13 protein-coding genes are annotated in these 12065 nt (G+C 60.9%); 6 read left to right on the top strand and 7 right to left on the bottom strand.

The window, feature by feature from the left end:
* Nucleotides 1–5: 5 nt before the first annotated feature.
* Entirely contained in the window at nt 6–302 is a 297-nt protein-coding gene (gene gatC / locus EKH49_RS03575; RefSeq protein WP_038989805.1) for an Asp-tRNA(Asn)/Glu-tRNA(Gln) amidotransferase subunit GatC, read from the bottom strand.
* 84 nt (nt 303–386) lie between these two features.
* Nucleotides 387–938 carry a maltokinase N-terminal cap-like domain-containing protein gene (locus EKH49_RS03570; protein WP_128469735.1) on the bottom strand — a complete coding sequence of 184 codons (552 nt, stop codon included), beginning with the start codon at nt 936–938 and terminating at the stop codon, nt 387–389.
* 85 nt (nt 939–1023) lie between these two features.
* Between EKH49_RS03570 and EKH49_RS03565 the strand changes: the two genes are divergently transcribed.
* Nucleotides 1024–1623 (top strand): GNAT family N-acetyltransferase, encoded by a 600-nt coding sequence (locus EKH49_RS03565; RefSeq protein WP_161567441.1) that lies wholly within the window; start codon nt 1024–1026, stop codon nt 1621–1623.
* A gap of 16 nt (nt 1624–1639) precedes the next feature.
* Here the strand turns inward: EKH49_RS03565 and EKH49_RS03560 are convergent, their stop codons facing one another.
* Nucleotides 1640–3553: a penicillin-binding transpeptidase domain-containing protein gene (locus EKH49_RS03560; protein ID WP_128469733.1), complete on the bottom strand. Its 1914-nt coding sequence runs from the start codon at nt 3551–3553 to the stop codon at nt 1640–1642.
* Nucleotides 3554–3646: 93 nt separating this feature from the next.
* On the bottom strand, nt 3647–4312 hold the full coding sequence (locus tag EKH49_RS03555; RefSeq protein ID WP_330857401.1) for a GNAT family N-acetyltransferase: 666 nt from the start codon (nt 4310–4312) through the stop codon (nt 3647–3649).
* A gap of 56 nt (nt 4313–4368) precedes the next feature.
* On the opposite strand from EKH49_RS03555, the gene EKH49_RS03550 reads away from it, so the two are divergent.
* The 3 genes from EKH49_RS03550 (at nt 4369) to EKH49_RS03540 (ending at nt 6855) form a co-directional block, all read left to right on the top strand.
* A complete protein-coding gene (locus tag EKH49_RS03550) occupies nt 4369–5499 on the top strand; it encodes an ROK family transcriptional regulator (protein ID WP_128469731.1) in 1131 nt (376 codons plus the stop codon).
* 70 nt (nt 5500–5569) lie between these two features.
* On the top strand, nt 5570–6376 hold the full coding sequence (gene nagB / locus EKH49_RS03545) for a glucosamine-6-phosphate deaminase (protein ID WP_128469730.1): 807 nt from the start codon (nt 5570–5572) through the stop codon (nt 6374–6376).
* Between the two features lie 29 nt (nt 6377–6405).
* Nucleotides 6406–6855 carry an SRPBCC family protein gene (locus EKH49_RS03540; protein ID WP_128469729.1) on the top strand — a complete coding sequence of 150 codons (450 nt, stop codon included), beginning with the start codon at nt 6406–6408 and terminating at the stop codon, nt 6853–6855.
* Between the two features lie 704 nt (nt 6856–7559).
* On the opposite strand, the gene EKH49_RS17150 is transcribed toward EKH49_RS03540, so the two are convergent.
* Nucleotides 7560–7964, bottom strand: coding sequence for an amidase domain-containing protein (locus EKH49_RS17150; RefSeq protein WP_128469728.1), 405 nt, complete (start codon nt 7962–7964; stop codon nt 7560–7562).
* Nucleotides 7965–8083: 119 nt separating this feature from the next.
* Here EKH49_RS17150 and EKH49_RS17040 point away from each other — a divergent pair, with 119 nt between their 5' ends.
* Together EKH49_RS17040 and EKH49_RS03530 are read left to right on the top strand one after the other, a co-directional pair.
* Nucleotides 8084–8206 carry a hypothetical protein gene (locus EKH49_RS17040; RefSeq protein WP_269088419.1) on the top strand — a complete coding sequence of 41 codons (123 nt, stop codon included), beginning with the start codon at nt 8084–8086 and terminating at the stop codon, nt 8204–8206.
* 127 nt (nt 8207–8333) lie between these two features.
* Complete coding sequence (locus EKH49_RS03530; protein WP_128469727.1) at nt 8334–8945, top strand: hypothetical protein; 612 nt, start codon at nt 8334–8336, stop codon at nt 8943–8945.
* Here the strand turns inward: EKH49_RS03530 and EKH49_RS03525 are convergent.
* Both EKH49_RS03525 and ligA read right to left on the bottom strand, forming a co-directional pair.
* Nucleotides 8942–9742, bottom strand: coding sequence for an inositol monophosphatase family protein (locus tag EKH49_RS03525; protein WP_128469726.1), 801 nt, complete (start codon nt 9740–9742; stop codon nt 8942–8944). The genes EKH49_RS03530 and EKH49_RS03525 overlap by 4 nt on opposite strands.
* 2 nt (nt 9743–9744) lie before the next feature.
* Nucleotides 9745–12021 (bottom strand): NAD-dependent DNA ligase LigA, encoded by a 2277-nt coding sequence (gene ligA, locus EKH49_RS03520; protein WP_236641018.1) that lies wholly within the window; start codon nt 12019–12021, stop codon nt 9745–9747.
* Between the last annotated feature and the right edge of the window lie 44 nt (nt 12022–12065).

The following is a 12065-nucleotide window of genomic DNA, read 5'->3' as shown; positions in this document are numbered from 1 at the left end:
TGGGATTATTCACCATCCAGAATTGCCGGGACCTTGAAGCGGTCCGAGTCCGAATCAGGCGCGTTGAGCAGAACTTCCTCGATGCTCAGCGTCTGCCCCACCGTATCTTCGCGCAACACGTTGGTCAGCGGGATCGGGTGGCTGGTGGCTGGGACGTCGGAGGCGGCGACTTCGCTGACGGACGCGATGGCACCGACGATAGCGTCGAGTTCACCGGTCATTTTGTCCAGCTCCGCGTCGCTCATCTCGATGTGGGCAAGGTGTGCCAGATGCACAACGTCCTCACGGCTGATGGCAGACATGTATCTCCCTAGAATGGCGGTTGGGTTTCATAGACAAGTCTATCCCTTGCGCGCCGGGCCCGAGGCATTATTCCGGGGCATTCATTATGCTGTGCGCAATACCAAACCGCTCAGATCCTGCCCGAGGGCGTTCTCCCACAACCCGATCACCCCGGCTTCGGCCGGTTCGCCGGCCACCGGCTTGCGGATGATCTCCGCCTGCTTGCCGGCGGTCTGCCCGTGGACGCGGATCCGCGGATCTTCGGTGAAGGATTCGGTCCGGTGCTGCGGCACCGAGTTCCCGGCCAGCAGCTCGCGGGCCTGGGCAATGAAGACGGGATCGCCGGCGGCATCGTAGACGTAGCGCAGGCCCAGGATCGCGTGCTCGCTGGTGCCCAGCAGGTGCTGCTCCGCGCCTTCGATAGGGGCATCGCGATAGGTCAATGGAACGTGGTAGACCACGTCGGAGGTGTCGGCGTGATCGGCGTAGAAGCTCAGCTCAATGCCGACCTCGCCCTGCGGGTCCTCGAGGCGGAATCCGCCGATGTTCTCAAGTTTCGGGGCGCCCTGGCCGGTGTAGAACTCCTGCTTGGCCAGCCAGGCGGTCACCAGCTCGGTCTTCGTTGGAGACATGGTGGTGTTGTAGACGATTCCCATGAGCATAGTCTGTCAACAGCTGGTATTAGGCACAAGTGTTGGCGCAATGGTTCTTGGTCCGGGCAAAAGCTCCTACGATGGATCCATGCACACCGATGAGCCGTGGAATGATCTCCAGCGGGCGCAGCAGTACGGCGAGCGCCTGCTGCGCGATGCCGCCGTTGAACTGCGCGCGTCCGAGCCGGAGGACTTCGCGGCCATGGCCCGGTGGTGGAATGACCCGGCTTGGGCGGTGCTGCAGCAGCGGATCATCAAGCCGCGCCCCGAGACTGGGCTCATGGACATGTTCGCCCAGTGGAGCCGCAACGAGCCGAATAGCGGCGATGCCGGTTTCAGCATCTTCGAGCGCGGCACCGGAAGCTTCATCGGCCACATCTCGCTGCATGGCGGGCAGCTGCCGCATCGCGCGGCCGAGCTGGCGGTGATGATCGGCCCGGACTTTGTCGGCCAGGGCTTCGGCACCCGCGCCACGAAGCTGATGTCAGCCTACGGTTTCCGCGAGCTGGGGCTGCACCGGATCAGCCTGTGCGTTGCCGCCTTCAACCAGCGGGCCATCAAGGCCTATGAAAACGCCGGGTACATCCAGGAAGGACGCCAACGCGAGGTGTACTTCCATGACGGGGCATTCCACGACCAGGTGCTGCTGAGCCTGCTCTCCGGCGAATATTTCGCCCAGCAAGGCTGAGCGGCACCCCGCGAAGCTACTTGGCAGCTTCCTGGAGCATGGACTTCACCAGTGGTCCGGCCGATTGGGCACCGCCGTCCCCGTCCTCGACGAATGCGGTAATGGCCAGATCGCCCTGGGCGGCGATGGCCCAGGCATGCGCGTTCTTCTCGCTGTCGTATTCTGCGGTGCCGCTCTTGCCGATGATCTTGCCGCTGCCTGTCCCCTTCAAATCCTTCAGGGTTCCATGGTCCACGACCTCGGCCATCATCGCCGACAGCTGCTCGGCTTCCTTTTCGGTGAGCGTAGAGGCCGGCTTGGCAGCCGCCTCGGGTTCAGGCGAGAGCACCAGTTTGGGTTGCACGGTGGATTTGGCCTGGATAGATGCCATCACGGTGGCCATGCCCAGCGGCGAGGCTTCCACCACGCCCTGGCCAATCATGTTCGCGGCCTGGGTGGTGCCTGTCGAATCCTCGGGCACCGAACCGAACACGGCGCCGGTACCGGTGCCGTCCTCGGCCAGCAAGCCGAGCGAGGTTGCGGCGTCGGCCAGCTTCTTGCCGCTGATCTCCTGCCCCTGGTTCACGAAGACCGTGTTGCAGGATTGGGCAATCGCCTCGGAGAGCGGGATGGTGCCTACCGCGGACGCCGGGTAGCCGTCGTAGTTCTTGAAGCTCTTTCCGTCCACCACCGTGGTTGCCGGGCATTTGACCTCGGTGCCCGGGGTGGCTCCTTCACGCAGCATGGCCAGGGCGCTGATGACCTTGAAGGAGGAGCCTGGCGCATAGGAGGCTTGCAGGGCGGTGTTCAAGCCGGAGGATACCGGGCCGGAAGATGCAGCCAGGACGCTGCCGTCCGAGGGCCGGATAACCACGATGGCCGAGTTCGATTCGGCGTCTTCCAGCAGTTCATCCGCGGCTTGCTGCAGGCTGGTATCAAGGGTGGTCTTCAGATCCTCACCTGGCACCGGGGCGTTGGAGAACAGTTCCGCTACCGCTTCATGCTCAGCATCGTATTGCGACACCGTGACTCCGGCGGTTCCCGAGAGGGTGTCGTTGTAGGCGGCCTGCAATCCCGATTGGCCTACCTGGTCGCCGGCTTTGACCTTGCCCTCGGACTTCTTGATGATTTCCGCAGTGGCCTTTCCTACGCTGCCCAGCAGCGGCCGGGCGAAGGAACGGGTGGGTGCCAATGGCAGCTCGTCGTTCTGGAAGTTTGCCCCAGGGATGGCTTTGATTTCTTCGTCGGTAACCTCACGGGTTGCGTCATCGCGCAAGACGATGGCTTCTACCCATGCCTTATCGCCTGCGGCCATCACGCGTTTCGCAAACGCGTCCTCATCGATGTCCACCAGCTTGGCCAGCTTTTTCGCGGAGCTTTCCCAGTTCTCCTTGCCGGTGTGGGTCTTGTCCATGCCGACGCGGATCACCGGCCGGTCAGCGACAATGCTCTCGCCTTCTGCATTGGTGATGTTTCCTCGTGCTGCCGGCTCGAATACCGCCTTGAGGTAGTCGCCGGTTTCGAATCCAGGGGCGAGGATTGACGGGTCGAAGCGCAGTTTCCAGGCCTCGGCTTCCTTGTCGTATTCCCAGACGGCCCGGGTGTCATAGCTCAGGTCCTTGTCCGATGCGTCGACATCCCACACCGTGGTGATGTTCGCGGTGGCCGTCTTGACTCCGTCTTGTTCCTCTTCGTCCTCTGCTACCGAGCTGACGGTACTCGTGTGCTTGATTTCGCCCATGGTGCCAAAGGCTGTTTCCTGGGCCTTCGCCGCGTCCTGCGGGCTGGTGCCGGTAAATTGCACGCCGGCGAAATCACCGCTGTTCATGGCGGCCACCAGCGCATCGGCTGATGGTGCCGGGTCGGGTGCGCCGGCGCTGCAGGCGCTCAGCGACCCGAGGGCGAGAGCGGCGACGGACAGGGCGGTGACACTTCGGCGAACAGCACTCATGGCGCCATTCTATTCATGCGCTTTGGCAGACCACAATGCGTGTCTGCCTATGTCATGGGCGGTTCAGCTGGAGTGTGGAGGAATCCGCCGTGGCTAGAGGCGGTAGGCGTAGACCACCAATTTGATATCGGTGTTCGGCACCACCCAATCGCGTTCTGGATGGTGGGCGAATCCGAGGGTTTCATACAAACCCCGGGCGGAAGCCCAGGTGCTGCCGGTGGTCAAGGAGACGGCGTTGATTCCCGGAATAAGCCGGGCACGTTCAATGGCGGCCAGCACCATGGCCCGCCCGATCCCGCCGCGTTGCGCGGCGGGATCGACGCTGAGCATGCGGATTTCCAGCTCGTCGTCCCGGGCGATGTCCGCATAGTCGCTGCCCGCGCGGATCAACGTCATGGAACCTACAATTTCACCGGATCGGCGGACCACATAGACTTCGGTCTGCGTTGCCCGCTCGGCAACCTTGCGGACAAAGTTCAGGTATTCGTCCTGCGGGCTGCTGAAATGCCCAGCGGCAAAGTAGGACTCAGCGGTCAGCTCCCCCACCCGCTGGTAATCGGCCGGCGTGGCTAGTTCAATCGACAGATCGCCACTGCAGTATGAAAAAGTTTGCTCGTCAGTCATGATCTTCCAAGTGTGCCACGGCTTCTGGAGGTTTTCCGCAGTTGACCAGACGCTGCGGAAACAATGCATCGCTGAAAACTCTTGCCGCCGACGAATCTCCGATCTGCAGCAATTGACCCAAAAGACGCTTGCCATGCAATGTCCACGGAGCAAAATTGTCCAAAAGTTTGTTAATAGAGTTAACTAACCCTGTGACCTCCCCACGCAAGGACTGGAATGTGCTGTCCCACGGCAGCGCCATCTTGCCGTCCCATGGAAGGGAGCACAACCTGTCGCTGGTTCTGCAAACACTTTCAGACCAAGGTGCACTGAGCCGTGCCGATCTGGCACGCGCAACCGGTCTGACACGTGTCACCGTCTCGGAACTAGTCGCCGAATTGATCAACCGTTCCCACGTGATCGAGACCGGACAGCAAGAAGGCAAACGCCCTGGAAAACCCCCAACCCTCGTCGATTTGAATCGTCCCGGACTCAGGATCATCGGCGTGGATTTATCCGGCATTGTCCCGTTCCGAGCGGCGATCATGGATCTGGATGGTGCCATTCTCCAGAGCTTTTCCTCCCCGAAACGCGGAGCAACTCGGGAAGCGGCGGTAGCCCAGCTCCTTGAACTGATCGACACGGCGTTAGGGCAATGCGACGCACCGGTGCTCGGTATCGGCATCGGTTCCCCCGGGGTAGTGGCTGATAGGGGAATTGTCGTCGTTGCCGAAAAGTTCGATTGGCGCGGTTTCGACTTGGGCGCCGCAGTCGAACAGGCTACAGGTATCAACACCCATATCCTCAATGACGCCGACTGCGCCATACTCTCCGAGCATACGTTTGGCCAAGGCAGCGACCACATGGTCTTGCTGCGCCTAGGGCGCGGTGTGGGGTGCGGCGTCATCACCCACAACACCCTGGTGCGCGGCACGGATTTTGCCGCCGGTGAGCTGGGGCATGTTCGCCAGCGCGCAGAAGACACGGCGTTATGCAGCTGCGGAGAAATCGGCTGTTTGGAAGCCTATGCATCCATTCCTGCAATTTGGAAGTCCTTGGCCGAAGGGGAAGAGAAAGGGCAATTGAACCAGCGGGTCGCGGCCTATCTTGCTGGCGCAGTGGCTCCGCTTCTTTCAATACTGGACATTCGAAATGTCATTTTCACCGGCACCCCAGACGTCGTAGACCAGCATCTCGCACAAGCGTTGCGCGAAGCGCTTGCCCTGCGCTCGCGTACGGCTCGTGCCGACGACTTCAGTCTTTCACTCAGCGAAGATCCAGAGCATCTAGTGCTCCGGGGTTGCGCCGTGAACGTGCGGTTCCACGAACTAGGGATCGCCTAACGGCTCCGTTGCGCTCATTTGCATCTGCCATTCCACTAATCATCAACCCCAAGATCGGAGAGTCCACACCATGCGAGTACTCATTGGTTCATCCCCTGAAGAAGTTGCCAAGATCGCGGCCGACAACGTGCTGGCCGGACTGGCTCACCATAGCGCCGGCTCTGACCCGGTGCTAGGGCTGGCTACGGGCTCCTCCCCGCTGGGACTGTATCGTGAATTGTCCCGCGCAGTTCAGGAAGGACGCGCCGATTTCAGCCGTGCACAGGGATTCGCCCTCGATGAATACATCGGGATCCCCGACACCCATGAACAGTCCTACCGGCAGACGCTGATCAACGAAGTCTGCAACGTCATCGGCTTGCCTGAGCAGTCATTGCATGTTCCGCAGGGCATGGCGGCTTCGGTGGAAGCCATTGAGGCGGCGGCCCGCGCGTACGATGCCTCCATCGCACAGGCCGGGGGCATCGATGTGCAGATCCTCGGCATCGGATCCAACGGGCATCTGGGCTTCAACGAACCAGGCAGCGCTCTGCGCAGCCGCACCCGGATCAAGCGCCTGGCCGCGAACACCCGTGAAGACAATGCGCGCTTTTTCGACGGCATTGCTCATGTCCCAACCCACTGCGTCACCCAGGGTCTCGGCACGATCCTGGATGCAGGCCGCCTGGTCCTGGTGGCCGTGGGCGCCGGCAAGGCGGAAGCCATTGCCGCTGCCGTGGAAGGCCCGGTCTCAGCTTCCTGCCCAGCATCAGTCCTGCAGCTGCATCAGGATGCCGTGGTAGTCGTAGACGAGGCTGCTGCCGAGGGCTTGAAGCTGCGCGACTACTATGATGATGCGGCTGAGGAATTGACCGTTCTGGACCTCACCGTCCGCTAAAACACCCATGCCAGTGGCATACTTTAGCCATGGCCGTCTACTTTGAATGTGTTACGCAAGCCAACCTCAGCCCTGCTGAGCTCTTCGAGAAGTCGTTGAGCATCGACGCGCATACCGGGTCAATGGCCAAGTCGCAGGAGCGGGCAGTGGCTGGGGTGACCAGTGGAACCATTGGCCTGGGCGAACAGGTCACCTGGCGGGCCAAGCATTTCGGCATTCCCCTCCGGATGACCTCCACGATTTCCGCCGTGGATGCCCCGCGCAGCTTCACCGACCAGCAGCTGCGAGGACCGTTCAAGTCCTTCCACCACGTCCATGAATTCCATGCAATGGACCACGGTACGTTGATGATCGACAAGATCCAATTTAGTGCTCCGCTTGGTCCATTGGGGTGGCTGGCCGAACGGCTCGTCCTCGGTTGGTACCTGCCCAAGCTCATCCGGATTCGCAATGACTACCTGGTCAAGGAGCACGGCTAGTCTGCAGCAGGGGCTATCGGAACCGGCTATCAGTGAACTAGTCGCACAGTTTCCTCCGGGTCATCCCGGGTTGTTGACTCATAATTTTCCGCTGTGCCAGGGTCAACCGTCTCAAACCGGCATATTTTCAATAACGACAGTTTTCGGTTATTACACTTTGAAACAAACCAACAGAAAAAACCGCTGCGGTAATGAGCATCCCTCTAGGAATTCCAATCACCGCAGCAGTTCTCATAAAGGTAGCGGAAACTACCTTGTTAGTGATTCAACGAAGTATCACGTGAACGAGCTTTGACATGGGGAATTAGTGAAACCACTGACGATCCAACCCCTAGTACGAGTAGCACCGTTCCCGCCCAAAACACCCTCCACTGTGCGTCCCTGCATTCGTATCCACCATAAGAAGGAGGATTATCCCAGCCTGTAGCGCCAGCTCCCCGACCGCACATCGCACCATTAATGGTGACAGGGTAAACCAACACCGCTAGAGAAGCTGCAATAAGGAGCGTCCCCACAACCGCGAGTGTTTTGCCGCTGCGATTCGACTTAGAGAAAGACCAAAGTAGCGGCCCGACTGAAAGCAACCCAACTCCGCACACTCCAGCGAGGACCCAAAAAGAGAGCGGCTGACTATTCCACAAATCGCTCATTCTGACCGCTTTCTACCGTAGATCCAGTCCGTACCAGGTGTATTTCTTGCCCTGCTACTTGGCTAAGGCTACCGTTGTTTCTAGGGAAATATTCGAGCGGTTCGATGACTTTTGTGAAATTCTTGGGGCATAGTTTGCTCGTCCTGTGACAGCCATTACGTGATCAATATACCCGTCTGGGTAGCCGTTCGGATCCCAATCTACAAAGATCAAGTCTCCTGAACGTGAATTCCAGACGTTCGATAGGAACTTGTACCTACCGGTGTTCAGCGCATAAGAATAGAGATTGCTGGCCTTCGACCAAGTTCTCGTTGCCCCCTGGAATACCGGCAAGGTTGAACGTCCACGGGCCTTGTCGCATGGAGTATCCGTGCAATAGGTTTTCGTAGAAAGTTGAGTCAAAGCGACGTCACACGCATACTGGACACTGGACGTCCATATGCAAGATAGGAACGCCATTCTTCCAATAGAATCTGGAAACCTGGATCGGCTGAAGACTCCACTGGTGAGAAAGCTTGAATCTCAAGGGCCAAATTCACGCGAATGGAATTTGTGCGTTGGTGCATCAAGAATCTTCCATGCTGACTGCCAAGCTGCACAGTGAGCTGCGCAAAAACGGAACCAACCGCGTCATTGACACGATGCTCAAATCACATGCTTTGGCACAGGAAGTCGCGGCTGCTTTGGACAGGCGCGCCTAGATCAAAGATTTTTGAGTGCGCAGGCTGTTTCGAGGAATCCAAGGCCGGATTGTATGGTCGATTGCAAGAAGGCAATGAAGCGCGTTCTGTCAGCAACCCGCTACCCAGATGAAGGCCAATGACCCGAATGCAGCAGACCTCGCAAGCCAACGCCCCGACCGCAGTGCGGAAATTCGCTCTGGTGGTTTCCCACCTGCTCTCCCCTATCATCTTGGCTACCGTGCTGCTGCTGGCCACTCCATGGCGGGATGCTTCGGTGCGCTTCAGCGAGTCGGTCACCGCGGCCCTGTTCACCACGATTATTCCGTGGCTGATCCTGGCCGGCGCGAAACTGCGTGGCAAGGTCACCGACATGCACGTGACCGTAAGGCATCAGCGGCATTGGATCTACGCCTATACCGCCGGATTGATCCTCTGCGGCCTGCTCGTGCTGCGGCTCATGGACGCCGGGACGCGGATGTACCTCGAAGTGCTCAGCATCCTGCTGGGATTGGCAGTCGTCGCTGTAGTCAATATTTGGTGGAAGGTCTCGGTGCACCTGGCCGTGGGCACCTACGTGATCCTGCAGGTGGCCGGGCAGTTGAACGAGCTGATGCCGCTGGTGGTGTTCTTCATTGCGGTGCTGTCCTGGGCACGCATCCGCAGTTTCCAGCACACCGCCACACAGGTGTGTGGCGGTGTCGCCGTGGGCATTGCCATCCACTATGCGCATGAGTGGATGGCAGCCGTTCTGCTTTAGGCGCCAGGCTCCGCGAGCTTTGCCGGGTCCACAAATCCGGCGTACTGCCAGCCCGGATTGCTGCTGGGCCGGCCAACCTGGCATCCTGCTTCCTCGGCAATCAACGCACCGGCGGCCCAGTCATACTCCTGGGTGCCGTATTCGGCGTAGGCGTCCAAAGATCCCTCGGCCACGAGGCACAAATCCAGCGCGGCCGAGCCGAGCCGGCGCACATTCACATAGTCCTCAAGCATCGTCCCGAGCACCTGGGCTTGGAACTGCCGGCGCTCGGAATCATAGCCGAAGCCGGTAGCCAGGATCCTGGTTTCCGATTCAACCGGGCCGCTGAGCTGGGTGAGCTTTCCGGAACGCAGATCATGCTTCCATGCGCCCAATCCCTTCCCGGCAAAGTACTCCACCTGCAAGGCAGGGGCAACGATGGCCGCGGCCACCCAGGTCTCGCTGCCATCATCGTTGCGCTGGCAGACGCCCACCGACGAGCAGTAATAGGCAATGTTGCGCACGAAGTTCGTGGTGCCATCCAGCGGATCAATGCTCCAGCGCAACCCGCTGGGATGCGCCGGCTTGGCGCTGGGATATTCTTCTCCGGTCAATTCGTCGTTGGGCCGGGAGGTCACAACGGCATCGCGAATCGCTTCCTCGGCAGCCCGGTCGAAGTCGGTGACCCAGTCCCCGGCCGCCGACTTGTCGGTGAGGTTGAACTGCGATTCGTCGCGGCGGCCAAGTACTTCAGCGCCGGCGGCGGCAGCCCGGCGGGCCACCATCACCAGCGGATCGTGGGTTACTGCGCGGTCCATGTCTAGCCTTCCGTTGGTGCGGCGAGTGCTGCCTTGCGTGCTGCTTCCGGTCCTTGCTCCAGCAAGATGCCGAATCCGGCTTCGTCCAGTACCGGAACGCCCAGGGACTGGGCCTTGTCCAGCTTCGACCCGGCTGATTCGCCGGCCACCAGGAAGTCGGTCTTCTTCGAGACACTGCCCGTGGCCTTGCCGCCACGGACAATGATCGCTTCCTTGGCGGTATCCCGGGAATAGTTCTCCAAGGTACCGGTCACCACGATGGCCAGGCCTTCGAGGTTCTTGGTGATATTCGCATCCTGCTCGTCTTCCATCTGCACGCCGGAGGCCTGCCAGGAGGAGACGATCTCGCGGTGCCAATCCACCGTGAACCAGTCAACCAGCGCTTCGGCGATGATTGTGCCAACTGAATCGATTTCGGCCAGTTCCGCCACCGCGTTGCCCGAGTCCAGGACCTCAAGCAGCGCATCCATGGAACCGTAGCGGGTGGCAATCGCCCGCGAAGCGTTCGGGCCGACGTGGCGGATGGATAGCGCCACCAGCACCCGCCACAGCGGGTTGCCCTTGGCCTTCTCCAGCTCATCAAGCAGCCTCAGGGTGCTCTTGGTCGGCACCGAAGGCTTCTTGGCGGTGGCCTTGGAATAGAAGTACGGGACGAGCTCGAACTTGCCGGTGCCCTCCCCCTTGGAGCGCTTTTCCCGCCAGACCTTGACCTCGCCAAGCTCCTCGAGCTTGTCCTTGAGGTTGAACAGGTCAGCCTCGTTCTTCAGCGGGCCGGGTCCGGCGGGCAGGATGACGCCGCCCTGGGTGGCCGGGTCCTCGCCCGGACCGCTGGTCAGGGCAGCAGCCGCTTCGTAGCCCAGCGCCTCGATGTCCAGTGCGCTGCGTCCGCCGAGGTAGGCCACGCGCTCGGTGAGCTGTGCCGGGCAGGATTCGGCGTTGAGGCAACGGATATCCACGTCGCCTTCCTTGGCCGGGGCCAGCGGCTGCCCGCAGGAAGGGCATTCGGTGGGCATGACGAAATCACGCAGGTCCACGTTGCCATCGCGCAGCGGAAGCACCGGGCCGACAATCTCCGGAATGACGTCTCCAGCCTTGCGCAAGATGACGGTGTCGCCGATTTTGACGTTTTTCGCCTTGACGACTTCCTGGTTGTGCAGGGTCGCGCGCGCGACGGTGGAGCCGGCGACGAGGACTGGTTCCATCACGCCGAAGGGGGTCACGCGGCCGGTGCGGCCCACCTGGACCTGGATGTCCAGCAGCTTGGTGTGCACTTCTTCGGGCGGGTACTTGTAGGCGACGGCCCAGCGCGGAACCCGCGAGGTGTAGCCCAGCTGTTCCTGGGTGGCCAGGTCATCGACCTTGATGACAATGCCATCGATGTCGTGGATCAAATCATGGCGCTTCTCGCCGTGCTCGGCGATGTAGTCCTTGGCTTCCCGGCGGCTGCCGACCACGCGGCCGTACGGAGAGACCGGCAGGCCCCAGCCGCGCATCAGCTCATAGGCCTGGGACTGCTCGGTCAGGTTGAAATCGCGGCTGCGGCCCAGGCCGTGCACGAACATGCGCAGCGGACGCTTGGCGGTCTGCTCCGGATCCTTCTGGCGCAAGGACCCGGCGGCGGCGTTGCGCGGGTTGGCCAGCGGCGCCTTGCCCTGGGCAATCAGTGCCTCATTGAACTTGTTGAAGTCCTCGGTGGCGATGAAGACTTCGCCGCGGACTTCGAATTCCGCAGGCCAGCCGGAGCCGGACAGCTGTTGCGGGATATCGCTGATGGTCAGCGCATTGTGGGTCACGTCTTCGCCGGTGGTGCCGTCCCCGCGGGTGGCCGCGCGAACCAGCTTGCCCTCGCGGTAGGTCAGGTTCAGTGCCAGGCCGTCGATTTTGACTTCGCACAGCCACTTGACCGGGGTCTGCGGGTGCACGCGTTCGGCGTTGGCCTGGGCACGCTCCAGCCACGCGTCGAGTTCATCAAGCGAGAAAACGTCTTCCAGCGAGTACATCCGGCTGGCGTGGGTGACCGATGCGAACGCTGCGGAGGCTTCGCCGCCGACTTCCTGGGTGGGCGAATCCTGTCCGGCAAGGATGGGATAGTTCGCCTCAAGCAGCTGGAGCTCCTGGAATAACGCGTCGTATTCCGCGTCGGAGACCAGCGGAGCATCATTTTGGTAATAGGCCTCGCGGTGGGCGCGGATCTGCTCGACCAGCTGTTCATAGCGGGTCTTGTCAGCTTCCGGCGGTACGTTGGCGGTCTCGACTGGTGCTGCGTCTTTTTCACTCACGTATTCAATTGTGCCCCACCGGCGGACAGTTTAGCTGGCTTGGA

Source organism: Glutamicibacter sp. HZAU, from assembly GCF_004100365.1.
Lineage (GTDB): Bacteria > Actinomycetota > Actinomycetes > Actinomycetales > Micrococcaceae > Glutamicibacter > Glutamicibacter nicotianae.
The sequence above is the reverse complement of the archived record's forward strand: the minus strand, read 5'-3'. Positions and strand labels throughout refer to the sequence as shown.